Here is a 23,459-nt window from a genome sequence, read left to right on the forward strand (position 1 = left end):
CAGAGAATCCAGGAACCGAGCCGCAACGCCTCGCGGTCGAAGGGACGGTGGGTCAGCATGCGCCAGCCCCAGACCGCGACGGTCAGGACCAGCATGATCGCGCCCAGCCCTAGGATCTGCATGGCGAGGTCGGCGCCGATCGCGCCGGCATAGCCCAAAATGTTTCGGATCGGCCGCGAGGTCGCGTGGCTGAGGCTGGGGTCTTGCACCGACCAGGTCATCAGCGCGGTCGCGGCGACGCCCGACAATCCGATCAGGCCGAGGCCGGTGAGCTCGCGCATACGCCGCGTCAGCGCCTCCCGGATCGAGGGTGGCAGATGGCCGACCAGTGGAATGACACGTTCGATTGCCGACATGCTCATGGGCCCCGCCTAACCCAGAGTCTCGACCAGGCGATGCAGCGCCTGGGCTGTGGTCTCACCGTCCTGCACCAGCGCGAGGCGAATGAAGCCCGCGCCCGGATTGAAGCCGTCGGGCTGCAGCCGCGCCAGGTAGCTGCCTGGCACCACACGCACGCCGGCGTCCTTGAAGAGCTTAACGGTCACGGCCACGTCGTCGCCGAGTTCGGAGATGTTGAGCCAGACGCAGAAGCCGCCGTCGGGCCGGCGATAGCCATAACGATTGCCGATGATCTGGTCGGCGAGATCGAACTTGATCCGATAGAGCCTGCGGTTCTCCTCGACATGCGCCTCGTCGCCATAGGCGACCGCGCCGACATGCTGCAGCGGCACCGGCACCTGCGGCGCCGCGATGTTGCGCAGCTCCAGGAACATGCCGATGAACTTCTTGTCGCCAGCGGCGAAGCCGACGCGCAGGCCCGGAAGGTTCGAGCGCTTCGACAACGACTGGAACGCAGCCACGCGGGTGAAATCGGGGCCGGCGCATTCGAGTGCACTGCCCGGTGCTTCGCGGGTATAGATTTCCGAGTAGCACTCGTCGCTGAGGATCATGAAGCCGTAGCGATCGGCGAGCTGTTTCAAGCGCTTGAAATAGTCGGGCTTGGCGACTGAGCCTTGCGGATTGGCGGGCGAGGCCAGATAGAACGCCACGGTGCGCGCCAGCGTCGCCTCGTCGATGGCGTCGAGATCAGGCAGGAAGCCGTTTTCGACGGTGGTCGGCAGATAGACCGCCTCACAGGCTGCGGCACCGGCGCCGGCGCCATAGACCGGATAGAACGGGTTCGGCATCAGGATGGCCGGCTTGCCGGGACGCGGACCGACATAGCGCGCTGCTGCGATCGCGGCGAGGAACAGCCCCTCGCGGCTGCCATTGAGGACGAGAATCTCGCTCTTGGGGTCGAGCGGTCGCGGCAGCTTGAAGCGCGACGATAGCCAGGCGCTCGCTGCTTGGCGGAACGGCTCGGTGCCCTGGTTCATCGGGTAACGGCCGAAATCGGCGGTGTGCTTGGCCAGCACCGGGCCGACGAAGTCCGGCACCGGATGCTGCGGCTCCCCAACGGCAAGCGAAATCAAGGGCTTGCCGGGTTGATGCGGCGCGAGGAGCTCGTTCAGCCGGACGAAGGGCGAGCGTTGGGAATCGGAGCTTCCACCGCCCAGCGGCGCACGGGATGAAGCGGTCATGGCCATTCGTTGGGCGCCAGCACTCTTGGAACTGCCGGTCACGGAAAGGCGCCGGCGGGAAGCGGTTCAGTTCACCATAGATAGGGCGAGGTTAAGACGCGATTAACCATCGGCGGGCGGGTCCGTCCAGACCGGAATAATTAGACGGGAACAATGGGATGCGCCCTTCCGCGAGGACCGCCGGTTCCCGATGGCTCGATGTTGGACGAGCCCGTCGTGCAGCGCACGGTCCGCGCCGATACGGATCGTCATCCCGATCTTTCGCGCGTCGTCATGACCGACGCGCGCTGACGCTTGATCGGGCGTGATCAGTGCAGCTTCCCTAGTGACCCGGCAGCTTCTCGAATGTCGGCATGCCCGTGGGGATCTGATGGAACTCCTGCTTGTCGCAGGTGTAGATCGCCATTTGTGGGTGGAACTGCGCGGGCTCATCCAGCGTGCCGACCTTTAGGATCGCGGCAGGGAGGCCCGGAACCTTGGTCACCAGATGGGTGCCGCACTCGGCGCAGAATTCTCGGGTGACGGCGCGTTCGAGGTCCTTGCGGGTGAACTGCTTGGGGTGCCCGGTGATGTAGGTGAAGCCGGCCGCAGGCATTGCGATGAAGGTGTTGGGCGCGCCGCCCGAGATGTACTGGCACTCGCGGCAATGACACTGCGCCTGCATCATCGGGTCGCCCTCGGCGACGTACCGCACCTCGCCGCAATAGCATCCACCTTCCAGTCGCATGGCGACCTCCCTTTTGTTGTTCGTTGAGGCCGATATTTCTGCGCCGGCGGCCTCGAATGGCAATCTTTTTCTTTTGCGCGCGCGGACGAAAAAGACATCGCCCCGCAACAGGCCTGCGGCAGCTATCTTTTGGCCAGTCCGCAGCCGCTGAACCCGCGCCCGCGCCAGCATCCGCTGCTCATGCACTCCGCTTCCAGCCGCGGACAAGCGGTTGAAGCGCAATTCGGATTGCCGCTGATACCGACGCAGTTTACGGCGCACTTGCTCCGCATCATCGAACAGCTCAACCCTCCCCCGGTCTGCCGGGCCTTTCCACCTTCCCGCTGTTCGGGCGGGATGACGGCCGTCTTGTCGTCGCGCTTGGTCGCCCGTTTTGAATCGACATGAGGTGGGTTTGCATCCGGTGCGAGCTTCGACAATTCCATCCGGCACGGCCGCGGCGTCTCGGTGCGAACGCCGGCCCCGCTCGTTTCCTTCAGCGCGAGTGCGACCTTGTACTGGTAGGGACTGCCGGCGGGTCGGCGCAGCGGGTCATTGTCGGCAAAGAGACCTTTGACTGTGATGCTGGCGCTGCCATCGGCCTCGATCCTTCCATCAAAGACGGACGAACCGGGCTTGCCCTCCTCGCCGAAAACGGAGTGAAGGACCCCATCCTTGATGCGCAAGGCGTACTGGTAATAGCCCTCCGGAAAGGGCGGTTTGCTCTCGCAGGTTTCCTTGCCGATCCAGGTGCCGTCGAAGGCGGTCGTGCGCTTGTCGTCATCTGCGGATTTTGCCAGCGCTGCGATGCGCGATTTCGCGAGGTCCGCGAACGCGCAGGCCGGGAAGCGGACGAGGTGGTCCTTGAATGCCGCAAGCGTTCCGAGCGCTTCCGCGCTACGCCAATGATCGGCGGCATCCGCGCAGGGATCGGCCTGGGGCGCCGATGGCGCCAGCGCAGCCGTCTCGGGCTTGCCGTTCAAATAATACTCGCCAAAGAATGACAGTGAGAGTTCAGGCACCTGCGTGCCTTTGGTCCGCTGGTAGACGCCGGCGCTGATGGTCTGAAACACCGTATTGATGTTGTCCCTGTCGCGGATGTGTTCGAGGAACGCGCTGGTATAGGGACTATTGCGGCCGTCGCCGTCGTCGGCGGTCCGGCCGGCCTGGGTTGCGTAGGAGATGATCGTGCCGTCCGGGCTCTCCATCTTGGCCAGCCCGCGCGCCACCGCTACCCCGCGGCCCTGCCCTACGTTGCGGCGCAGCTCGTCGGCAAATGGATTGTCGCGGCAGGCATCGAGCACGAGGATGCGCAGGTTCTTCGCCTGCTGCAGGTCTGCAAGGATTTCGTCGGCGCGCACGAGGCGTCGCAGGTCGACCTCGTCGCGGACGACCGCATCGACGGGCACGAGATAATTGACGCCGGCGAACTGGAGCGCGTGCCCGCTGTAATAGAACAAGGCAACGTCCGCGCCGCGGGCGTCGCGCGCAAAGCGAAGGACGGCCTCCTGCATTGCGGCCTGGTCGAGATCGGTTGCGACCAGAGGATCGAATCCGGCCCGCTTTAGCGCCGCCCCGACGTCGGCGGCGTCGTTGGTCGGATTGGGCAGCGTAGGAACGTTCCTGTAGGCGCCGTTGCCGATCACCAGCGCGACGCGCTTATCGGCATGGGCGTCAAGCGCCGACAGAGCAAACGACAGGAAGCACAAAGCCAGGCATTGAAACAAACGCATGAAACTCAGCTCCAAATGGGGAGCATGATATTCGCCGACTTTGACATTTTGCAATTTGACTTACGGTGATCCCGTCGCTGGACGCGCTGCGGCGGCACAAAAAGAAAGGGGCTCCAACTTGCGCTGGAGCCCCTCAACGGTCGGGGCATTGCCGGGTATGTGCCCAAACCGTAGTTCTGGGCGCGATCCCCGAGGAGATCGCGCCCCGGGAGAAGAGTTACATGTTGTAGGCGCGCTCGGTGTGCTCGGTGATGTCGAGGCCTTCACGCTCGCTCTCGACATTGGTGCGCAGGCCAACGATCACGTCGACGACCTTGTAGAGGATCGCCGAGCCGACGCCCGACCACACCAGCGTGGTGCAGACGCCCCAGGTCTGGGACAGCATCTGCGCCGCGAAGTCGTAATCGGCAACCTTCGGCGGGATCGCGGTGTAGTCGATGATGCCCGCACCACCGAGCGCCGGGTTGACCAGGATGCCGGTGCCGAGAGCGCCGACGATGCCGCCGACGCAGTGCACGCCGAACACGTCGAGGGAGTCATCGTAGCCGAGCGCGTTCTTCACGACGGTGCAGAAGAACAGGCAGACCACGCCGACCACGAGGCCGAGGACGATCGCACCCATCACGCCGGAATAGCCGGCCGCCGGGGTGACCGCCACGAGGCCCGCGACGGCGCCGGAGATGACGCCGAGCACCGACGGATGACCCTTCACGATCCACTCCGCGAACATCCACGACAGCGCGGCGGCCGCGGTGGCGACGAAGGAGTTGGTCATGGCGAGGGCTGCGCCGCCATTGGCTTCGAGGTTGGAGCCGGCGTTGAAGCCGAACCAGCCGACCCAGAGCAGCGAGGCGCCGATCATCGACATGGTCAGCGAGTGCGGAGCCATCAGCTCCTTGCCGTAGCCGATGCGCTTGCCGATCAGAAGCGCGCCGACGAGACCGGCGATACCGGCGTTGATGTGAACGACGGTGCCGCCCGCGAAGTCGATCGCGCCCTTCTTGAAGATCCAGCCGGCGTCGGCGTTGATCTCGTCGAGCTTGGCCTGCGCCGCGGTCTTCGCCGCCGCATCACCCGCCGCAGCGAGTGCCTTGGCCGCATCCTGGATCGCGTCCGGGCCGGGCCAGTACCAGACCATGTGCGCGATCGGGAAGTAGATCAGCGTGACCCAGAGCGGGATGAACAGGGCGATCGCCGAGAACTTCATGCGCTCGGCGAAGGCGCCGACGATGAGGGCGGGCGTGATCGCCGCGAAGGTCATCTGGAAGCACACGTAGATGAGCTCCGAGATGTTGGCGTCGACGCTGAACGTCGCGGCCTTCGAGTCGGTCGTGACACCCATCATGAAGGCCTTCGAGAAGCCGCCGATGAAGTCGGAACCGGTGGTGAAGGCGAGGCTGTAGCCGTACACGGCCCAGATCACGGTGACGACGCAGACGGTGTAGAACACCTGCATCAGGACCGAGAGCATGTTCTTGGAGCGGACGAGGCCGCCATAGAACAGCGCGAGGCCGGGGATCGTCATCAACAGCACGAGCACTGTCGATGTCAGCATCCAGGCGTTGTCTCCCTTGTTGACCGTTGGCTCGGCGTAGGCCGCGGTCGCAGCGAACATGCCGACTGCGAGAGCCGCCAATCCCGCGCCATAGGGACGCTTAAACGTCATTTCATTTACTCCTGATTGGATAAGGTTGAGCGCGAAATCAAAGGGCCGCGGCGTCGGCCTCGCCGGTGCGGATGCGAACCGCATGGTCGAGGTTGATGACGAAGATCTTGCCGTCGCCGATCTGTCCGGTTTTCGCAGCGGACGTGATGGCGTCGATGGTCTTGTCGACCTGCTCGGAGGCGACAGCGACTTCGATCTTGATCTTGGGCAGGAAGCTCACGGCGTATTCGGCGCCGCGATAGATTTCCGTGTGGCCTTTCTGACGGCCGTATCCCTTGACTTCCGTCACCGTAAGACCGTGAACGCCGATGGCGGTCAGGGCGTCACGGACTTCTTCCAGCTTGAATGGCTTGATAATCGCCATAACAATTTTCATGGGTCCTATCCCCGCTTGGGCCCGGTCCGGACGTGGCCGGGCGTTTCTCGACTGGTTCGCCACGAGGGAGAAGTTTCACTACGCGGGCACAGCCGGGACCCGTAGAATCAAATGCCGTGCCAGATCGTCCGCCTTGCCTAACGGACTATGAAAGCGGGGGTTTTCGCGCTCGACGGGTGGTGCGGCGCGGTGCGCTATTACGTCGCGCTCAAAACGTAGTCAGGCCTGCTCAAAGTGCAGGCATGACAGGCTGCCGACACAATGTTGCTCACGCGCCGGGCAGCCTTCCGGTACTTTGGTGGGGGTAGGCTTACTGCAGGGCCTCGCCGTGCTGCGAAATATCGAGCCCTTCCAGCTCGTGCTCACGAGATACGCGCAAGGGCACGAACAGGGCGACCAGCTTGAGCAGGACGAAACTCACGCCCGCCGACCACGCAAAGGTAACGGCGACGCCGTAGAGCTGGATCAGCAGCTGCTGGGGATGGCCCTCGAGCAGGCCCGCCGTGCCGCCGATGGCGCTGGTCGCGAACACGCCGGCCAGCAGGGTACCGGTCAGCCCGCCGATGCCGTGGACGCCGAACACGTCCAGCGAGTCGTCGTACTTGAAGCGGTGCTTCAGCCAGGTGCAGGCCCAGTAGCAGACCGCCCCGGCGATGACGCCGATGACGATGCCGTGCCACGGCGCGACGAAACCCGAGGCCGGCGTGATGGTGCCGAGGCCTGCCACCGCGCCGGAGATCATGCCGAGCACCGAGGGTTTGCGCCGCGTCGACCATTCGATCGCGCCCCATGTTAGCGCGCCGGAGCAGGCCGCGAGATGCGTCGCGATGATCGCCATCACGGCACGCGCATTGGCCGCGCCCGCCGAGCCGCCGTTGAAGCCGAACCAGCCAACCCAGAGCAGGCCCGTGCCCATGACGGCGAGCGAGAGATCGAACGGTGAGAGGTTGTCGATGCCGTAGCCATGACGGCGTCCCATCACCTTCGCCGCCACGAGACCGCCGGTGCCGGCCGACAGATGCACCACGAGGCCACCGGCGAAATCCAGCACGCCCATGCCGGCGAGGAAGCCGCCGCCCCACACCCAATGCGCCAGCGGAATGTAGACGAAGATGAACCAGGCGATGGAGAACAACAGATAGGCGGAGAAACGCATGCGGTCGGCGACCGAGCCCGCCACCAGCGCCACCGTGATGATGGCGAAGGTCATATGGTAGAGCATGAACAGCGCTTCCGGAATCGTCTTGGCGGCGGGGTTCACGCTGTCCATCGTCATGCCGACGAGAAACCAGCGGTCGAGCGTGCCGAGCCACGGACCGTCGCCGACGAAGCAGAGCGAGTAACCGAACGCGACCCAGAGAATAGAGATCAGCGTCACCGCGGCGAGACTCTGCGCCATGGTTGCGAGCACGTTCTTCTTGCGCACCATGCCGGAATAGAACAGCGCCAGCCCCGGGATCGTCATCATCAGCACCAGGGCGGTGGCGACGATCATCCAGGCGGTGTCGGCGGTGTTGATCTCGGAGCTGGCGGCATGCGCGGGCGTTGCCGGCGAAACTGTCAACGCAAGTCCAATCGGCGCAGCAAATGTCGCTGCGCGGCGCAAGAATCCCGCCATGTCGTTTCCCCCAGCATAGAAGTCGCGTCGCACCCTGTGGCGTCGTCGCCCGGTGCGATCGAAGAAGACGATTGTTAGAGCGCGTCGCTGTCGGTTTCGCCGGTGCGGATGCGCAGCGCGTGGTCGATCGGCGTGACGAAGATCTTGCCGTCGCCGATCTGGCCGGTGCGCGCCGTCGCGGTGATCACGCTGACGGCCTTGTCGGCGATGTCGGACGGGACCGCGATCTCGATCCGCAGCTTCGGCAGGAAGTTCACGACATATTCGGCGCCGCGATAGATCTCGGTGTGCCCCTTCTGGCGGCCATAGCCCTTCACTTCGGTCACGGTCATGCCGTGGACGCCGATCGCCGTCAGCGCCTGACGGACCTCATCGAGCTTGAAGGGTTTGATGATCGCGACGACGAGTTTCATGGTCAGGCCTATTCCCCGGGCTACGCCACGCCGAATGTCCCCGGCGCTGCGTCAATCTGGCATCTTTCCGGGCAAATGGCACAAAAAAGTTGCAGATTGAAGGGGAAAAACGCGGGTGGTCTCCGGCCGTCGCCTCTGTACATGGCAGCCGTTCATCCCTCACAATGCATTTTTGGCATGGATGCGGTGAACCTGCGCGTGCCGAACGGTACATAAGTATTTTGGGACTTGAGGGGGCGCTTCATGGCGAGTTGGTTCTACGCATCCGAGGGCAAGCAGCAGGGGCCCTATCCCGAAGCGCAATTCCGCGATCTCGTAAGCCAGGGTGTCGTCCGCCCGGACACGCTGGTGTGGACCGAGGGCATGGCCGGCTGGCAGAAGGCCGCCGAAATTCCCGGACTGATCGGGGGCGCCGGTGCGCCGCCGATGATCCCGACCGCCGGCGGCCCGCCGATGCGCGCCGGGACTGACCAACCGCTCACGGCCGATTTCAGTGTTTTCGGTCTGCTCGGTCGCACCATCGTGTTCATCATCGGCATGCTGCTGGTGATCCCCGCACCCTGGGTCGCCGTCTGGTTCTACAAATGGATCACGTCGCACATCCACGTGCCGGGTCGCCCGAATTTCGGCTTTGCCGGCCAGCCGATGGACATCTGGTGGGTGTTCATGGCCAACGGCCTCCTGACTTATGCCAGTTTCACCGGCATTTCGTTCGCGCCGCTCGTTGCGACGGTGATCAACGCCTTCCTCGCCTGGATGATCATCCGATGGATTGCGGCCAATCTCACCTCGAATGGCGAGCGGCTGCCGATCTCGTTTCAGGGCAGTGCGGTCGGCTATGTCGGCTGGTACCTGCTGTTGTTCATTTCCACCATCACCATCATCGGCTGGGCGTGGGTGATGGCGTTCTGGATGCGCTGGATCTGCCGCAACATCGAAGGCACGCGGCGCGAGGTTGTGTTCAGCGGCAGCGGTTGGGAGATCCTGTGGCGAACGTTCGTGTTCTCCTTGGCCTCGAGCTTCATCATCCCGATTCCGTGGATGCTGCGCTGGTACGGCCGCTGGTACGTGTCGCAATTCGCGCTCGCCGATCGCGGCGCGGTGAATCACGGTTTCTGAATTACTTCCGCTCGCGCACGGAGCCTTCCTGCGCGACGGACGCCACCAGCGTGCCGTCGGGCTTGAAGATCAGGCCGCGGGTCAATCCGCGGCCGTCCTGAGCGCTCGGCGAATCCTGCGAATAGAGCAGCCATTCGTCGGCGTGGAAGGGGCGGTGAAACCACATCGCGTGATCGAGGCTCGCCGGCATCATGCGCTTGTCGAACAGCGTGCGGCCGTAACGCGCCATGACCGCATCCAGCAGTGAGAAGTCGGACGCATAGGCCAGCGCGCACATGTGCAGCGCCGGATCGTCGGGCAGTTTGGCCGCTGTCTTGATCCAGACATTGATGCGGCCGTCCTCGATCTTCTGGCCGAAATAGCGGCCGATCTCGACCGGGCGCAGCTCGATCGGACGATCGGATTCGTAGTAGCGGCGGATGAATTCCGGCATCTCGCGGAACATCGGCTGCTTGGCCACCTCCTCCGCCGTGAGCTTCTCCGGCGGCGGCACGTCGGGCATCTTGTCCTGGTGATCGAAGACGCCCTCCTCCTCGGCATGGAACGAAACCATGATCGAGAAGATCGCGTTGCCGTGCTGGATCGCGGTGACGCGGCGGGTCGAATAGCTCCTGCCGTCGCGCAGGCGCTCGACCTGGTAGATGATCGGGATCTGCGGATCGCCCGGCAGGATGAAATAGCAATGCAGCGAGTGCGGCAGCCGGCCTTCGACGGTGCGGCAGGCCGCAACCATCGCCTGCCCGATCACCTGCCCGCCGAACACCCGCTGCCAGCTCGTCTTCGGGCTGTTGCCGCGGAACAGATTCACCTCGAGCTGCTCGAGGTCGAGGATCGAAATGAGGTCGATCAGGCCTTTAGACATGGCGGTGCTTTCCTGCTTGCCGTGTTTCCGGGTGCGCGTCAGCGCGAACCCGGAAAACCGGAAGTTATTGCGCGAGATTCCGGGTGATACCCGGGCCGCGCTTCGCGCGGTCCCATCGTATCGCCCCGGAATGACACACTGGGCCGTTCCGCCCTTGTTTCACCGCACTGTTTCGCCCACCTCAAGTCTGCTAGCAAGGCCCAGGAAAGCCGAAGCGTTTGCCGGGAATTTGGGTATGTCGGTACAGGGTAGCATTGTCATTGGTGGTGGCGCGTTTGCGGGCCTGGCGCTGGCGCTGGCGCTGCGCCAGGGGCTCGGGCCCGACGTGCCCGTCATCGTCGCCGATCCCGCGCTCAGCACACGGCCGAGCCGCGACCCGCGCGCCACCGCGATCGTTGCCGCCTGTCGGCGGCTGTTCGAGGTGATCGGCGCCTGGGACGACGTCAAGGGCGAGGCGCAGCCGATCCTCGACATGGTCGTCACGGATTCGCAGCTCGAGGACGCCACCCGTCCGGTGTTTTTGAACTTTGCCGGCGATGTCGCGCCGGGCGAGCCGTTCGCACATATGATCGAGAACCGCCGCCTGATCGATGCGCTGGTGGCGCGCGCGACAGCCGAGGGCGTCGATCTCCGCGCCACTGCGGTGACGTCCTACGACTCACGCGCGGATGGCATCGACGTGACGCTCGGTGATGGCAGCGTTATTGCAGCGAGCTTGCTGATCGCCGCGGATGGCGCGAGGTCGAGGCTGCGCGAACGCGCCGGCATCCCCACCCATGGCTGGGAGTATGATCAATCCGGCATCGTCGTCACCGTCGGTCATGAGCGCGACCACGAGGGACGCGCCGAAGAGCACTTTCTGCCCGCGGGCCCGTTCGCGATCCTGCCGCTCACGGGCAAGCGTTCATCGCTGGTATGGACCGAACGACGCGCGGAAGCTGCGCGCATCGTTGGCCTGAGCGAGGAGGATTTCCATGGCGAGCTCGAGCAGCGTTTCGGCCTGCATCTCGGTGAGGTGAAGGCGCTCGACAAGCCGCGCGCGTTCCCGCTGTCCTATTTCGTGGCGCGTTCCTTCATTGCCGAGCGCATGGCGCTGGTCGGCGATTCCGCCCACGTCATCCACCCCATCGCCGGCCAGGGCCTCAACATGGGGCTGAAGGATGTCGCGGCGCTGGCCGAGGTGGTGGTCGACGCCGCGCGGCTCGGCATGGACATTGGCCAGGCCGATGTGCTCGAACGCTACCAGCGCTGGCGCCGCTTCGACACCATGGCGATGGGTGTCGCGACCAACTCGCTGAACTTCCTGTTCTCCAACAAGTCGACGCTGCTGCGTACCGTGCGCGATATCGGCCTCGGTATCGTCGACCGCGCCCCGCCGCTGAAGAACATGTTCATCCGCCAGGCCGCCGGCCTCACCGGCGAAGTGCCGCGGTTGCTGAAGGGCGAGGCGTTGTGAGGAGGCGGATTGTGAGTGGGGAATAGCGAGTAGGCCTATTCGCCACTCACCGTTCGCCACCCTCAATCGATCTTGCGCGCCTCTTCCGGCAGCATGATCGGGATGCCGTCGCGGATCGGATAGGCGAGTTTTGCGCTGCGCGAGATCAGCTCCTGCCGGGCAGCGTCGAATTCGAGCGGGCCCTTGGTCAATGGGCAGACCAGGATTTCCAGCAGCTTGGGATCGACGCTGTTTTCGGGGCGTTCGGTGGGCGCGTTCATTATGGTCTCCGGCGGTCGGCTGCCTGTAGCACAGAAGCGGCAGCCGCCCAACGTCCATGTAACGGAATTGCTACGCGCGGATCACGAGGCAGAGACCATCCGCAGGAGCTCGCCGAGCTGGATATTCAGCCGTGCCGCCGGCATAGGCGTGCCCGACAGGGCGAAACCGAGGAACGTCCAGTACAGGATCTGCGCGCGGGCCTCCGCCATCGCCGGGGCAAGCCCCCGCTTCGCCAGCAGCGCCTCGATATAGTCGAGCCTGCGGCGGTCGATGGCGCGGACCGCTGCTTGCGCCGCCGGATCGAACGCCGCCCAGTTGCGCACGGCCCGCTCGAGATCGAGCCGCGCGCCAAACGACCTGCGCAGCAAGGATTTCAGCGGCTCATCACTGTCCGCCTCGACGTCGGCGATGATCTGCTCGGCCGCGATTTCGCGCCAGCGCTTCAGCACGGCCGCATGGAACGCGCCGAGATCGGCAAAATGCCAGTAGAAGCTGCCGCGCGAAACGCCCATGGCTTTGGCCAGCGGATCGGCCTTGAGCGCGGTGAAGCCGCTTTTGCCGAGCGCCTTGAGGCCTTGTTTGATCCAGTCGTCGGCGGAGAGCTGTTCGGTCATGTCTGGTTCCGCTACCTGACCATACAGTAGTGTATTGACAGGCGCCGCGCCAGCGCCTATCTCACCATACAGTACTGTATGGAAAACCATCGAATGGAGGCTTATCGATGCGCGATCTGTTGCTCCAATGTTCCGGCGCCGCCGCGATCGTGATCGCGCTGATCCATGGTCTGCTCGGCGAAACAAAAGTGTTCACCCGCGCCAGCATCGAACCGCCACGTCTGCGCACCCTCATTCGCCTGGTCTGGCAGGCCGGCACGGTGGCGTGGATCGGCGGCGGCGTGCTGCTTTTCGCCGTCCCTTGGATGGAGTCGAATCTCGCGCGTCATTGGATCATCGTGACGCTCGCGATTGTGTTCGGCTTTGCGGCACTAGCCAACGCCTGGGCGCACCGTGGACGCCATTTCGGCTGGATCGGGATGAGCGCCGTCGTCGCGATGGCACTTGCCGGCTACTGACCGTCCCTCGAACAAGGCGCCATGCCTTCAAATGCCACGCCTCCAAATGGAGCCGTGCTATGGACGCCGCAATGGAGCCGCGCATGAGCACGACTGACGGACCACGGGCGAGCCGGTGCCCAGGGCTGACGGATGTTGAAGCATGGCATTGACGCTAGTCACCGGCGGCACGGGCCATTTGGGTCAGGATATCGTCCGTCGCCTCGTCCGAGACGGGCACCGCGTTCGGGTTTTTGCGAGATCGCCGGGCACGCGATCGGATATCGAATGGGTCATCGGCGATCTTGCCACGGGCGCGGGACTGCGCGAGGCGCTGCGTGACGTTGACACCGTCATCAATGCGGCGACCTTCTCGCCCATCGCGCGGCGCGGCGGCATTCGTCCCGTGGACTTCTTCCGGTCTCCCTCTGCCGTGGATGTCGAGGGAACGGAGCGCTTGCTGTCGCTCTGTCAGGAGACGTCGGTGCGACACGTCCTGCACGTCTCGATCGTCGGCCTTGAAGGGGCCACGTTGCCTTACGCCCGGGTCAAGCTCGCCGGCGAACGGCTGGTCCGCGCCTCCGCGACCCCGTGGTCTGTCGTTCGCGCGATGCCGTTCTACTATCTGCTTGACGCCATGCTCTCTGGCCTCGCCTGGCTTCCGGCATGGCCGGTGCCGACGACGTTGTTCAATCCCGTCGACACGTCGGATGTCGCCGATCATGTCGTGGCATATGCGTTCGACGGTGGACGCGGCGAACGCGCGGAGATCGGCGGTCCCCAGGATCTCAGCCTTGTTGTGCTTGCCAGCCAATACCGGGATGCCCGCGGACTCAGCCGCAAGATCCTGCCGCTGGCCCTTTCGGAGGCGAGGGCACAGGGTATGGGCTTCGTCGTCAGCGGTGGCGTGCGCGGACGGCTCTCCTGGGCGGATTGGCTGCAGCGTCGGTATCAGGGCATGCGAGGTTCAGGTTAGGAGCTGATCTCAACTCATGAGGCGTAAGGCCGCAGCGAGGTATCAAATACACGTTGCATGCGGGCGGCACAGAGGTTTTGGCCGACGTTAGAATATATCTAAAGCATTTTCAGGCCCGAACCGAGTTGACTCCGCTATCTCCTTTGCTTCCTTCGATCGCGCTTCGCGCTAGGCGTTGCGCACACGAAACAGGAGGAGATTTTCGTGAGGGTCATTCGCGTTGTTGCCATTGCACTGTCGATCGGGATGAGCATGGGGTCGGCGGCCATGGCCGACGGCTTCAAGAATTGCACCAAGCTCGACAAAGCGTCATGGAAGCCGGCAAGTGACGCCGAAGCCAAGGCCAAGGCGGCCGGCTATGAGGTGCGGCGCTCCAAGATCGAGGGTTCGTGCTATGAGGTCTATGGCGTGAAGGAAGGCAAGCTCTACGAGCTGTTCTACAGCCCCGAGGATCTCAGCCTGAAGCACACGATCGCAAAGTGACGGTCTAAGGTGATCCTGGCTTGAAGGAAGAAGCGGTGCCAGATGCGCGCGGGGTGGCCGGACGGCCCCCCGCGGACCGAACCGCTCCGCGGATGGTCGAGGTCTGGGACCTCCCGCTGCGGCTCTGGCACTGGCTCCTCGCCGGCTTCGTCCTGGTCGCGTGGTTCACGCCCACCGTCCATGACACCTTTCACCGCTTCGCTGGCTACAGCGTGATCGGGCTGTTGGCCTTCCGCCTGATTTGGGGCGTCTATGGCAGCCGCTATGCGCGCTTTCGCATGGTCGGGGTCAGGCTTCGCGCCGCGCCGCGCTATCTGCTGAATCTGCGCCGCGGCATGACCGGCCGCTATATCGGGCTCAACCCCGCCGGCACGTTGATGCTGGTGGCGTTACTGCTGACGCTCGCCGTCTCTGCGATCTCAGGTGCGATGGCGGTGACGGTCACCTTCTTCGGCGTCTGGTGGGTCGAGGACACTCACGCCTATGCCTCGGATGCCGTCATCGTGCTCGTCGTGCTGCATGTCGCGGGCGTGGTGCTGATGGCGATTCTCCAACGCGAAAACCTCGTGCGCGCGATGATCACGGGACGCAAGCGCATCCGCGGTCACTCCTGAGCACGGGTGGCTTCCGATCGAACTGTTGGAGCGCGATGGCAACGGCGCCGATTGAGGCCTGGACAGTCAATCCGAAATGCGCGAGTGCGTCTCCTAGTCCCACTCGTCTCTTTCTGTAGGGATTCCAATCATATCAACTGCTGACGCTGTAGCGGGAAGGAGTTTCTTTTATTTATTCTAATTCTAATGTGGAGTGATTCTAGTCACGAATTTCCTTCTTCTGCTTCCCAAGAACGCTCTTGCCTGTTTTTCCTGCGGCCGGATGTCGCAATTCCTGGGGGCACGAATGTCACGGCACGTTTCCACTGATCCGTTTGCATTTCGATTCGAACGCCGTCGATGCCCCAGCCGATCAGCTCTGCTGGCGGCGACCGCAATATCGATCCTGAGTTCTGGTGGAGCTTTCGCAGCGGATGGTGACGCGAACGCCATGTTGCTGAAGAAGCTGGAGAAGATGGAGCAGCGCATCCAGCAGCTCGAAGCCGAGCTGAAGCAGAAGCAGGATCGCCCGACCGTTGATGCAGACGCAAAGCGGGTAGCCAAAACGGCATCGCTGACGAGCACCAATGCAGCCGCGCCATCCGCTGAGGCAAAGGACGCTCCAGCCAAGTCTGACGTCCAAAAGTCTGACGCTCAAAAGCCTGAAGCCCAATCGTCCGAGAAGTCGGCCAAGTCGAAGTCGAAAGACTTCATCCCTCTGCCGCCACTGCCGTCAGCGTCGGACAAACCGATCCTCGGGCTTGCGGATTCTCCGGTCTCCGGCCTCAGCATCGGGGCTTATGGCGAGATGAATTTCGGCACCATCCAGAATTCTGCTGCCGGTGGCCAGTGGCAGAAGGGTTTTGACGCGGCCAGGTTCGTTCTCCTGCCCACCTATGCGATCACCCCGAACATCATCTTCAATGCGGAGATCGAGTTCGAGCACGCGGGCTCCGGATTTGACAACGACGACAAGCTGCACGGCACCGCCGAGATCGAGCAGCTCTGGGTCGATTTCAAGATCATCGACCAATTCAACTGGCGTTCGCCGGGCATCGATCTGGTGCCGATCGGGTACATCAATCAGCATCACGAACCCACGCAATTTTACAGCGTACTCCGGCCCGCACTCTACAACGGCCTCATTCCGTCGACCTGGAAGGTCCCATCCACCAGCGTCTATGGGACGATCACCGAGGACCTCAAATATCAGGTCATGCTCAGCACCAGCAACGAGGATTTCGGCGACTCCTTCGACAATCGCACTGAGGCAAAGACTGTCCCGCTTCCCGGGACGGCGTACGTCGCCGGCATTGACGGCGTAACCGCGCTCGCATTCTCAAGGCCCCCGCTCGGCGACTTCCAGCAACTCAACAACGCCATGGCCGTGTCCGGCCGGCTCGACTTCACGCCGACATTCTGGCCAGGCTTCGCCGGAAGCGTCAGCGCCTATTTCTCGCCGAACACGACGCCGCGCGGAGCGCATGACGATCTCGGTAACTTCCTCGGCAGGTCCAGTCTCACAATGTTTGATGCCGAATTCCGCTACAGAGTGCCCGACACAGGTCTTGAGTTTCGCGGCGAATATGTCCTCGCCGGCTTCGGACACCCGGAAAACCTGCGCGCCAACAACGACTCGGATCCGACCAACAATGTCGGCAAGTCGATGTACGGCTATTCCGGCGAGATTGCCTACCATGTCCCGCTCGGCACGATTCTCAACAGCGAGTGGGAGGCTGTGCCGTTCTATCGCTACACCTATCAGAATCTGCAAACGAGCGGCTTCGCCGGCACCGATGCCAATCTGCCGACTGGTCAGGGTCAGCGACAGTACCACACGGCCGGCTTTGCGGTGTTTCCATCCCCGAAGATTGTGCTGAAGGCGACCTACCAGCGTGTGATCGACAAGAGCGTCACCGGCGCGCTTTCGGATTCGTTCCTCGGCGGCGTCGGGTTCTTCTTTTGATGCCGACCGGGTCGCTTGGGACAGCTTTGCAAGACATGATGACAGGACCAGAAGCGAGGTGACTATGAATTGGGTTCGATACACCCTGCCGGCTGCAGCGATCTTGTCTGCCGCCTCTCCCGCCTATGCCGTTCGATATCTGTCGATCGAGGAAGCGCAGAAGGAGGCATTTCCGTCCGCGACACATTTTTCCGAAGTCCAGGCGGGCCGAGTCTGGAAAGCCGAGGCCGGCGGCAAGGTCGTCGGCTTCTTCGTGTTCGACCGGGTCGTCGGCAAGCACCTTTTCATCGACTACGCGGTGGCGCTGACGCCGGCGGGTGCGGTCCACAAGGTCGAGATCCTCGAATATCGCGAATCCTATGGCGGCGATATCAGGAGCCCGAGCTGGCTCGCACAGTTCGTCGGCAAGACCAGCGGCAGTGCGCTCAAGATCAACGGCGATATCAGGAACATCGCCGGCGCGACGCTGTCGTCGACCCATGTCACCGAAGGCGTGAAAAGAATACTGGCGGCTTATGGCAATCGCCTTCGATAGCATCCGTCGCGCAAGGCCGCTGCTCGGCTCCTTCGTGGAGATCGAGGTTGCGGGCGCTCGCAGATCCGACATGGACGGCGCCATCGACGCCGCATTCGATGCCATTGCGCAGGTGCATCGGCTGATGAGCTTTCATGAGCCGGATAGCGACGTCAGCCGGCTCAACCGCGAAGCCGGCATTCGCCCCTTGAGCGTTCATGCGTGGACGTTCGAGGTGCTCGAGACCGCCGTTGAGCTGCATCGCCGCTCCGGCGGGCTTTTCGATATCACGATCGCACCAGCGTTGCAGACGATGGGGTTGTTGCCGCTCCTGAAGGACAAGCCGGCGTCGGCGCCGATTGCGCGCTCCGCCGACGCGATTGGGCTGCTTCCGGACCAGCAGGTCCATTTTCGATCGACCGATGTCACGATTGACCTTGGTGGCATAGCGAAGGGCTTCGCCGTCGACCGCGCGGTGGCCACGCTGCGCGATTTTGGCATTCCCGGCGGCATGGTGAACGCCGGTGGCGACCTTCGGGCCTTTGGCGCGGAGCTGCGCGCGGTTCACGTCCGTGATCCCCGCGCCCCCGGCCGATCGATCTGCCGCATCGACGTGGCCGACGAAGCGCTGGCTTCAACGGCGCGCCGCGTCGTGCTGTTCGACAGCAGTGAGCCAGGTTGTTCGGCGGTGATTGATCCCGCAACTCAGAGGCCGGCATGCCTGATCGACGGCGTCACGGTTCGCGCGCCCTCCTGCATGGTTGCCGACGCCCTGACCAAGATCGTCATGATCTCCGGGACCGACGCGGGCCAACTGCTCGAATGTTACCAGGCCGGCGCCTTGTTGATCTCGGCCGACGGCGACGTTCAGATCACCTCCGACTGGCATCACGCGGTGCACCTTGCGGCTTAGAACATCGTTTCGCTATTCGCTCTATGCGGCGTTCGCGGCGCTGCTTTTGACCGGCGCCGGTTGGCTCGTGGCCGACTGGCAGAAGGACGTTGCCGGCGACGAGATCTGGCAGCACATCGCTGCCAACATGCTGATGGTCCATGGCGGCATCGCGATGCTCGCGCTGTTGCTGGTGGGCGCCCTCATTCCCGTGCACCTGCGGCGATCGTGGCGAAGCGGCAAGAATCTCGTTTCCGGATCAGTCATGGCGGCGTTCAATGCCGTGCTGATCGTGACCGCGTTCGGGCTCTATTATTTGGGATCCGAAGCGGTGCGGCCATGGATGAGCTGGATCCATCTTGGCGTCGGATTTTCCCTGGCCCTGATGTTTCCGCTTCACATCTGGCTGGGTCGACGGGAGCAGCGGTAGCGCCGTGGGCCAGCCTATTGCAGCGGCGGATCGCCGCTGGTGCGCTTCTTGGCGAGATCCATCTCGGTCACCGCGATCAGGATCTCGGCACGGGTCTTGAGGTCCGGCGCCTCCAGCATGGCCTGCTTCTCGGCCGGGCCGTAAGGGGACATCATCGCCAGCGCGTTGACGAGAGCCTCATTGGGCGCGCTCTCGACGCCTTCCCAGTCGACCTTGAGGTTGTTGGCCTTCAGAAAGTCAGCCAGCGCCGCGAGCAGCGCCTCGCGGTTGACGTCATCCTCGCCCTTGCGAGCGGTGAAATCGTCGGCGAAGGAGAAGAAATCCACCTTGCACTGCCGGTAGGCCGTGAGAACCTCGAGCTCCTCGACGATCTTGAAGCGCGCGACGCCGGTGAGCTCGACGATGTAGCGGCCGTCGCCGGATTCGGCGAGCTGGGTGATGCGGCCGACGCAGCCGATTCGGAACAGCGCCGGCTTGTCGGCGTTCTTGGGCGAATGCGCCACGTCCGGCTGGATCATGCCGATCAGGCGGTGGCCGTCGCGCAAGGCGTCGTCGACCATGGCGAGGTAGCGCGGCTCGAAGATGTTGAGCGGCATCTGGCCGCGCGGCAACAGCAGCGCGCCCGGCAGCGGAAACACCGGAATGATCTCCGGAAGGTCGGCGGGCCCGCGATATTCGATATTGATCGGCATCTGTGCCCGGTCCCCACTGACGTCGCTAGAGCATGATCCGGATGCGGAGGACCCCGTCAGTGCAAAGTGTGCAGCGGTTTTCCGACAAGATCATGCTCAAACAATAGCCTCGCGCCTATGAAAACAGGATCGTCGACAAGCGCTTCCGCCCCTCGATGGTGGCATCGTCGGTGCCGCCCCAGGCCTCGAAGAACTGCACGAGCTGCTTGCGGGCGCCGTCGTCGTTCCATTTGCGGTCGCGCTTGATGATCTCGAGGAGCTGATCGGTGGCGGCCGCGCGATTTCCTTGCGCGTTGAGGGCGGTCGCAAGATCGAATCGCGCCTGATGATCGAGCGGGTTTGCGGCGACTTTCTGTTCCAGCTCGCCGACCGGTCCGAGCGACTCGGCCTGCTCGGCGAGATCGATCGCGGTCTGCACCGCCTTCACCGCGGGGTCGTTGCGCTTGGATTCCGGGACCATGGCCAGGGTCTGCTTGGCCTGCTCCATGGCGCCGGAGACGGCGTAGCATTTCGCGAGGCCCGCAAGGGCCGCGATGTTCGTCGCATCGTGGTGCAGCGCCTCGGCATAGATCTGCGCTGCCGCAGCCGCGTCGCCTTCGGCGAGCACGGCCTCGGCTTCTTGCACGATCTCGGCGACATTGACCTCGCCCGGGGCGGTGACGCCCTTGGTCAGCCGTTCGATGAAGGCGTTGACCTGGCTCTCCGGCACCGCGCCCATGAAACCGTCGGCCGGCTGGCCGTTGACGAAGGCGATCACGGCCGGGATCGACTGGATGCCCATCTGGCCCGGGATCGCCGGATGCTGGTCGATGTTCATCTTGACCAGCTTGATCTTGCCCTTGGCGGCCTTGACCGCCTTTTCCAGCACGGGGGTGAGCTGCTTGCAGGGGCCGCACCACTCCGCCCAGAAGTCGATCAGCACCGGCTGGCGCTTCGATTCCTCGATGACGTCCTTCACGAAGGTCTGGGTGGTCGTGTCCTTGATCAGGTCGGCCGCAGCCGGGCCTGCCGCTCCGTTACCCTGGTCGATGATCGTCACGGGATCCCCTCGTCTGATGTCTGGAATGGCGGCTCTTTAGCACGTCGCCAATGCATATGCTTCGCTGTCGGCTCCTAAAATTGGGCCGGGACGGCCGAATTTCAATCCGGGGGTGTCGATTCGGCAGTTCCGAGCCGTTTTCGGTCGATTCGACCGGGATTGGGTCCATATGGGGGCCCCAAATACGAATCTATGCCGCCGGTAGCTGTTGCATTCGCCGCCCGCTTTTGGCATACGACAGCCGTTGCCGGCGCGTCATGCGACCGACACAGGATGCGGGTGTAGCTCAGTGGTAGAGCACGACCTTGCCAAGGTCGGGGTCGAGGGTTCGAGCCCCTTCGCCCGCTCCAATTTTTCCCAGAGCATCCAGCCAAACCGGAACGGATCGTGGTTCGCCACGCCTCTGGCGGCTGGTCGGGATCTGCAATGACAATACTGGTTACGGGCAGCGCGGGTCGCCTCGGGGAGGCCATCGTCAGGACATTGCGGCGGCGCGGTTCTACTGTGCATGGGGTTGATTTGAAGAAATCAGCCTTCACCGATGCGGCCGGTTCCATTGTCGACCCCGGCTTCGTGCGGGAGCAGATGGACGGAGTCACCGCCGTCATCCACACCGCGACGCTGCACAAGCCGCATGTGGCGACCCACGCCAGGCAAGATTTTGTCGACACCAACGTCACCGGCACGCTCAACCTGCTCGAGACGGCCGTGGCCGGCGGCGTGCGCAGCTTCGTCTTCACCAGCACCACCAGCGCATTCGGCTCGCAGCTCCGGCCCGAGGCGGGACAGGCAGCGGTGTGGGTCACCGAGGATCTGCCGTCGGTGCCGAAGAACATCTACGGCGCGACCAAACTGATGGCGGAGAATCTGTGCGAGCTGTTCTCTCGCGAGCACCGTCTGCCGATCGTCATCTTGAGGACATCCCGCTTCTTCCCGGAAGACGATGACGATCCGGCGATGCGTTCGGCTTACGCGCTAGCGAACGCGCAGGCCAATGAGCTGCTCTATCGCCGGCTGGACATAGCGGACGCCGTGAGCGCCCATCTGCTCGCGAGAGAGAAGGCTGAACGAATCGGTTTCGCGCGCTACATCGTCTCAGCCACGAGCCCGTTCGAGCCGCACCATGTCGCGGCACTCGCCCGCGACGCGGCCGGCGTGGTGCGCGCGCTCTATCCCGAATGCGAGCAGCTCTTTACTGCGCGGGGCTGGCGTCTGTTTCCGGCGATCGACCGCGTCTATGTCAATGATCGCGCGCGTCGCGAATTGGGGTGGCGGCCCGAATTCGACTTCGCCCATGTCCTGAACTGCCTTCGCAATGCCAGAGACTTTCGCAGCGCGCTGGCGTGTGAGGTCGGATCGAAGGGCTATCATGACACGGTGTTCGCGGACGGGCCTTATCCGGTCTTTTCGTAGATCGCCTCGGTCGCTGCCCGCAGATTAGTCGCGCGTGTCTTTTGATTCCGCGTTGCAGCGAGAATGTTGTCGTTGCCAGTCGTGCGTTCGCGAAAATTCCGTCTCAATTTTTATTGAGCCAACTGCCGCGCGTGTGCCGCGCTTCTCACCGCTCGCAGATGTGCTAACCTTTTTCGGTCTGATCTCTCGACAGACTCCGAACTTCGCCTACTCGACCAGCAAAACAAAATAATGTGCAGCCCGGATGGCTGCCTTAGGGGAGTGACGCGATGAAATTCCATCGATCCGTTTTTGCGCTTGCAGCGGTTGCCCTTCTCGCGGGGACGAGCGTTCTCAATGCGCAGCAACAGCAGGACAAGAACCGGGCGCTAAAGAAATACGAGTCCGGCACCAAGGAGTTCTGGACTCATCCACCGGATGACTGGTTCCTCGGCGACGAGACCGAGGCGCAGAAGGGTCTGGCGCCGCCCTCGGGTCCGCCGACGGGCGCGTCGGAGGCCGAGCTCGCCGCGATGATGAAGAAGATCAAGCTGCCGCCGGGTTTCAAGATCGAAGTCTGGGCGCCGGGCGTTCTCGCGGCGCGACAGATGGCCTGGGGTGACAAGGGCACGCTGTTCGTCGGCTCGTTCGGCCTCGGCAACGTCTATGCGATCAAGGACAACAACGGCAAGCGCGAGGTCAAGACCATCCTGAAGGGGCTGAACATGCCCACCGGCCTCGCCTTCAAGGATGGCGCGCTCTACGTCATCGCCGTCGACAGGCTGATCCGCTATGACGACGCCGAAGCCAAGCTCGACAATCTCGGCGAGGGCAAGGTCGTGTATGACGACATGCCGTCCTATGCCGCGCATGGCTGGAAGTACATCGCGGTCGACAAGGACGGCTGGTTCTACATCCCGTTCGGACCGCCCTTCAACGTCGGCATTCCCCCGACCAGCGTCTCGCAGATCCGGCGCGTCGATCCCAAGACCGGCAATGCCGAAACCTATGCACTCGGCGTTCGCAACTCGGTCGGCGGCGATGTCGATCCGCGCACCGGCAAGTACTGGTTCACCGAGAACGCCCGCGACTGGATCAGCGATGATCTGCCCTCAGACAAGCTGAATGTGATCAACAAGATCGGCGAGCACTTCGGCTATCCCTACTGCCATCAAGGCGACCTGCCCGATCCGAAGTTCGCGATGGGCCACAAATGCTCCGAGTTCACGCCGCCCGCGCTGAATCTCGGCGCGCACGTCGCTCCGCTCGGCATGAAGTTCTATACCGGCGACCAATTCCCCGCCGAGTACAAGAACAACATCCTGATCGCCGAGCACGGCTCCTGGAACCGTCACAAGTACCAGGGCGGCCGCATTGTGCGCGTGATCGTCGGGCCCGACGGCAAGAACGCCAAGCAGGAGGTGTTCGCCTATGGCTGGATCGAGGGTGACCAGGGCTATCTCGGCCGTCCCGACGACATCATCCTCGCCAAGGACGGCTCGATCCTCGTCGCCGACGACTGGGCCGGCGCGATCTATCGCATCAGCTACAGCAAGAAGTAGCGCGACAGGAAAAAGAGGCTGCGGCCAGGAGACGGCCGCAGCCTCTCTTTTTGAGACTTGACGCCGTCATTCCGGGTTC

General features: G+C 63.5%; 24 protein-coding genes, 1 tRNA gene and 1 pseudogene. 13 read left to right on the forward strand and 13 right to left on the reverse strand.

Going from position 1 to position 23,459, the window contains the following annotated elements; genetic code table 11:
• From AXW67_RS44530 to AXW67_RS34665, 8 genes and pseudogenes are all read right to left on the reverse strand, one after another.
• Positions 1-362, reverse strand: a pseudogene (locus AXW67_RS44530) (DNA translocase FtsK 4TM domain-containing protein); the annotation flags it as partial.
• Between the two features lie 9 nt (positions 363-371).
• Positions 372-1,586 carry an aminotransferase class I/II-fold pyridoxal phosphate-dependent enzyme gene (locus AXW67_RS34635; RefSeq protein WP_063681520.1) on the reverse strand — a complete coding sequence of 405 codons (1,215 nt, stop codon included), beginning with the start codon at positions 1,584-1,586 and terminating at the stop codon, positions 372-374.
• 316 nt (positions 1,587-1,902) lie between these two features.
• Entirely contained in the window at positions 1,903-2,307 is a 405-nt protein-coding gene (locus tag AXW67_RS34640; protein WP_063681566.1) for a GFA family protein, read from the reverse strand.
• Positions 2,308-2,429: 122 nt separating this feature from the next.
• Positions 2,430-4,019 (reverse strand): caspase family protein, encoded by a 1,590-nt coding sequence (locus AXW67_RS34645; protein ID WP_063681567.1) that lies wholly within the window; start codon positions 4,017-4,019, stop codon positions 2,430-2,432.
• A 217-nt stretch (positions 4,020-4,236) separates the two neighbouring features.
• Positions 4,237-5,685, reverse strand: coding sequence for an ammonium transporter (locus AXW67_RS34650; protein WP_063681521.1), 1,449 nt, complete (start codon positions 5,683-5,685; stop codon positions 4,237-4,239).
• A 37-nt stretch (positions 5,686-5,722) separates the two neighbouring features.
• On the reverse strand, positions 5,723-6,061 hold the full coding sequence (locus AXW67_RS34655) for a P-II family nitrogen regulator (RefSeq protein WP_027535364.1): 339 nt from the start codon (positions 6,059-6,061) through the stop codon (positions 5,723-5,725).
• A 310-nt stretch (positions 6,062-6,371) separates the two neighbouring features.
• Positions 6,372-7,679, reverse strand: a complete 1,308-nt coding sequence (locus tag AXW67_RS34660; protein WP_063681522.1) for an ammonium transporter — start codon at positions 7,677-7,679, stop codon at positions 6,372-6,374.
• A 74-nt stretch (positions 7,680-7,753) separates the two neighbouring features.
• On the reverse strand, positions 7,754-8,092 hold the full coding sequence (locus AXW67_RS34665; RefSeq protein WP_027554019.1) for a P-II family nitrogen regulator: 339 nt from the start codon (positions 8,090-8,092) through the stop codon (positions 7,754-7,756).
• A gap of 243 nt (positions 8,093-8,335) precedes the next feature.
• On the opposite strand from AXW67_RS34665, the gene AXW67_RS34670 reads away from it, so the two are divergent.
• Complete coding sequence (locus AXW67_RS34670) at positions 8,336-9,211, forward strand: DUF4339 domain-containing protein (RefSeq protein WP_063681523.1); 876 nt, start codon at positions 8,336-8,338, stop codon at positions 9,209-9,211.
• Position 9,212: 1 nt separating this feature from the next.
• Here the strand turns inward: AXW67_RS34670 and tesB are convergent, their stop codons facing one another.
• Positions 9,213-10,073, reverse strand: a complete 861-nt coding sequence (gene tesB / locus AXW67_RS34675) for an acyl-CoA thioesterase II (protein ID WP_027554017.1) — start codon at positions 10,071-10,073, stop codon at positions 9,213-9,215.
• Positions 10,074-10,308: 235 nt separating this feature from the next.
• On the opposite strand from tesB, the gene AXW67_RS34680 reads away from it, so the two are divergent.
• Positions 10,309-11,529: a ubiquinone biosynthesis hydroxylase gene (locus AXW67_RS34680; RefSeq protein WP_063681524.1), complete on the forward strand. Its 1,221-nt coding sequence runs from the start codon at positions 10,309-10,311 to the stop codon at positions 11,527-11,529.
• Positions 11,530-11,591: 62 nt separating this feature from the next.
• Here the strand turns inward: AXW67_RS34680 and AXW67_RS34685 are convergent, their stop codons facing one another.
• Positions 11,592-11,789, reverse strand: a complete 198-nt coding sequence (locus tag AXW67_RS34685) for a Trm112 family protein (protein WP_027554015.1) — start codon at positions 11,787-11,789, stop codon at positions 11,592-11,594.
• Between the two features lie 81 nt (positions 11,790-11,870).
• Positions 11,871-12,404, reverse strand: a complete 534-nt coding sequence (locus AXW67_RS34690) for a TetR/AcrR family transcriptional regulator (protein ID WP_063681525.1) — start codon at positions 12,402-12,404, stop codon at positions 11,871-11,873.
• Positions 12,405-12,511: 107 nt separating this feature from the next.
• Here AXW67_RS34690 and AXW67_RS34695 point away from each other — a divergent pair, with 107 nt between their 5' ends.
• The 8 genes from AXW67_RS34695 (at position 12,512) to AXW67_RS34730 (ending at position 18,695) form a co-directional block, all read left to right on the forward strand.
• Positions 12,512-12,862 (forward strand): hypothetical protein, encoded by a 351-nt coding sequence (locus AXW67_RS34695; RefSeq protein WP_027554013.1) that lies wholly within the window; start codon positions 12,512-12,514, stop codon positions 12,860-12,862.
• A gap of 142 nt (positions 12,863-13,004) precedes the next feature.
• Positions 13,005-13,817 carry an SDR family oxidoreductase gene (locus AXW67_RS34700; protein WP_063681526.1) on the forward strand — a complete coding sequence of 271 codons (813 nt, stop codon included), beginning with the start codon at positions 13,005-13,007 and terminating at the stop codon, positions 13,815-13,817.
• 204 nt (positions 13,818-14,021) lie between these two features.
• Complete coding sequence (locus AXW67_RS34705; protein WP_027554011.1) at positions 14,022-14,300, forward strand: PepSY domain-containing protein; 279 nt, start codon at positions 14,022-14,024, stop codon at positions 14,298-14,300.
• Between the two features lie 20 nt (positions 14,301-14,320).
• Positions 14,321-14,914, forward strand: a complete 594-nt coding sequence (locus AXW67_RS34710; protein WP_063681527.1) for a cytochrome b/b6 domain-containing protein — start codon at positions 14,321-14,323, stop codon at positions 14,912-14,914.
• 430 nt (positions 14,915-15,344) lie between these two features.
• On the forward strand, positions 15,345-16,859 hold the full coding sequence (locus tag AXW67_RS34715) for a hypothetical protein (RefSeq protein ID WP_245315811.1): 1,515 nt from the start codon (positions 15,345-15,347) through the stop codon (positions 16,857-16,859).
• A gap of 64 nt (positions 16,860-16,923) precedes the next feature.
• Positions 16,924-17,394 (forward strand): FMN-binding protein, encoded by a 471-nt coding sequence (locus AXW67_RS34720; protein ID WP_063681528.1) that lies wholly within the window; start codon positions 16,924-16,926, stop codon positions 17,392-17,394.
• Complete coding sequence (locus tag AXW67_RS34725; protein WP_063681529.1) at positions 17,375-18,286, forward strand: FAD:protein FMN transferase; 912 nt, start codon at positions 17,375-17,377, stop codon at positions 18,284-18,286. Before AXW67_RS34720 ends, AXW67_RS34725 begins: the two co-directional genes overlap by 20 nt.
• Positions 18,276-18,695 carry a hypothetical protein gene (locus AXW67_RS34730; RefSeq protein WP_082908136.1) on the forward strand — a complete coding sequence of 140 codons (420 nt, stop codon included), beginning with the start codon at positions 18,276-18,278 and terminating at the stop codon, positions 18,693-18,695. Before AXW67_RS34725 ends, AXW67_RS34730 begins: the two co-directional genes overlap by 11 nt.
• Before the next feature lie 14 nt (positions 18,696-18,709).
• Here the strand turns inward: AXW67_RS34730 and AXW67_RS34735 are convergent, their stop codons facing one another.
• Both AXW67_RS34735 and trxA read right to left on the reverse strand, forming a co-directional pair.
• A complete protein-coding gene (locus AXW67_RS34735; protein WP_063681531.1) occupies positions 18,710-19,387 on the reverse strand; it encodes an LON peptidase substrate-binding domain-containing protein in 678 nt (225 codons plus the stop codon).
• Positions 19,388-19,502: 115 nt separating this feature from the next.
• Positions 19,503-20,426, reverse strand: a complete 924-nt coding sequence (trxA, locus tag AXW67_RS34740) for a thioredoxin (RefSeq protein WP_063681532.1) — start codon at positions 20,424-20,426, stop codon at positions 19,503-19,505.
• 275 nt (positions 20,427-20,701) lie between these two features.
• On the opposite strand from trxA, the gene AXW67_RS34745 reads away from it, so the two are divergent.
• From AXW67_RS34745 to AXW67_RS34755, 3 genes are all read left to right on the forward strand, one after another.
• A tRNA-Gly gene (locus tag AXW67_RS34745) sits at positions 20,702-20,776 on the forward strand.
• 76 nt (positions 20,777-20,852) lie between these two features.
• Positions 20,853-21,839, forward strand: a complete 987-nt coding sequence (locus AXW67_RS34750) for an NAD-dependent epimerase/dehydratase family protein (RefSeq protein ID WP_063681533.1) — start codon at positions 20,853-20,855, stop codon at positions 21,837-21,839.
• A gap of 269 nt (positions 21,840-22,108) precedes the next feature.
• Positions 22,109-23,380 carry a PQQ-dependent sugar dehydrogenase gene (locus tag AXW67_RS34755; protein ID WP_063681534.1) on the forward strand — a complete coding sequence of 424 codons (1,272 nt, stop codon included), beginning with the start codon at positions 22,109-22,111 and terminating at the stop codon, positions 23,378-23,380.
• The last annotated feature ends 79 nt before the right edge of the window (positions 23,381-23,459 follow it).

Origin of the sequence: Bradyrhizobium neotropicale (assembly GCF_001641695.1) — a bacterium.
In the GTDB taxonomy this organism is placed as follows: Bacteria; Pseudomonadota; Alphaproteobacteria; order Rhizobiales; family Xanthobacteraceae; genus Bradyrhizobium; species Bradyrhizobium neotropicale.

Excerpts from the sequence above, each read along its gene's own strand:
- AXW67_RS34695 (WP_027554013.1), top strand. The coding sequence starts at position 12,512 with ATGCGCGATCTGTTGCTCCAATGTTCCGGCGCCGCCGCGATCGTGATC.
- AXW67_RS34645 (WP_063681567.1), bottom strand. The coding sequence starts at position 4,019 with ATGCGTTTGTTTCAATGCCTGGCTTTGTGCTTCCTGTCGTTTGCTCTG.
- AXW67_RS34700 (WP_063681526.1), top strand. The coding sequence starts at position 13,005 with ATGGCATTGACGCTAGTCACCGGCGGCACGGGCCATTTGGGTCAGGAT.
- tesB (WP_027554017.1), bottom strand. The coding sequence starts at position 10,073 with ATGTCTAAAGGCCTGATCGACCTCATTTCGATCCTCGACCTCGAGCAG.
- AXW67_RS34670 (WP_063681523.1), top strand. The coding sequence starts at position 8,336 with ATGGCGAGTTGGTTCTACGCATCCGAGGGCAAGCAGCAGGGGCCCTAT.
- AXW67_RS34680 (WP_063681524.1), top strand. The coding sequence starts at position 10,309 with ATGTCGGTACAGGGTAGCATTGTCATTGGTGGTGGCGCGTTTGCGGGC.
- AXW67_RS34750 (WP_063681533.1), top strand. The coding sequence starts at position 20,853 with ATGACAATACTGGTTACGGGCAGCGCGGGTCGCCTCGGGGAGGCCATC.
- AXW67_RS34640 (WP_063681566.1), bottom strand. The coding sequence starts at position 2,307 with ATGCGACTGGAAGGTGGATGCTATTGCGGCGAGGTGCGGTACGTCGCC.
- AXW67_RS34755 (WP_063681534.1), top strand. The coding sequence starts at position 22,109 with ATGAAATTCCATCGATCCGTTTTTGCGCTTGCAGCGGTTGCCCTTCTC.
- AXW67_RS34665 (WP_027554019.1), bottom strand. The coding sequence starts at position 8,092 with ATGAAACTCGTCGTCGCGATCATCAAACCCTTCAAGCTCGATGAGGTC.
- AXW67_RS34655 (WP_027535364.1), bottom strand. The coding sequence starts at position 6,061 with ATGAAAATTGTTATGGCGATTATCAAGCCATTCAAGCTGGAAGAAGTC.
- AXW67_RS34725 (WP_063681529.1), top strand. The coding sequence starts at position 17,375 with ATGGCAATCGCCTTCGATAGCATCCGTCGCGCAAGGCCGCTGCTCGGC.
- AXW67_RS34715 (WP_245315811.1), top strand. The coding sequence starts at position 15,345 with ATGTTGCTGAAGAAGCTGGAGAAGATGGAGCAGCGCATCCAGCAGCTC.
- AXW67_RS34720 (WP_063681528.1), top strand. The coding sequence starts at position 16,924 with ATGAATTGGGTTCGATACACCCTGCCGGCTGCAGCGATCTTGTCTGCC.
- AXW67_RS34690 (WP_063681525.1), bottom strand. The coding sequence starts at position 12,404 with ATGACCGAACAGCTCTCCGCCGACGACTGGATCAAACAAGGCCTCAAG.
- AXW67_RS34650 (WP_063681521.1), bottom strand. The coding sequence starts at position 5,685 with ATGACGTTTAAGCGTCCCTATGGCGCGGGATTGGCGGCTCTCGCAGTC.
- AXW67_RS34660 (WP_063681522.1), bottom strand. The coding sequence starts at position 7,679 with ATGGCGGGATTCTTGCGCCGCGCAGCGACATTTGCTGCGCCGATTGGA.
- AXW67_RS34635 (WP_063681520.1), bottom strand. The coding sequence starts at position 1,586 with ATGGCCATGACCGCTTCATCCCGTGCGCCGCTGGGCGGTGGAAGCTCC.
- AXW67_RS34685 (WP_027554015.1), bottom strand. The coding sequence starts at position 11,789 with ATGAACGCGCCCACCGAACGCCCCGAAAACAGCGTCGATCCCAAGCTG.
- AXW67_RS34735 (WP_063681531.1), bottom strand. The coding sequence starts at position 19,387 with ATGCCGATCAATATCGAATATCGCGGGCCCGCCGACCTTCCGGAGATC.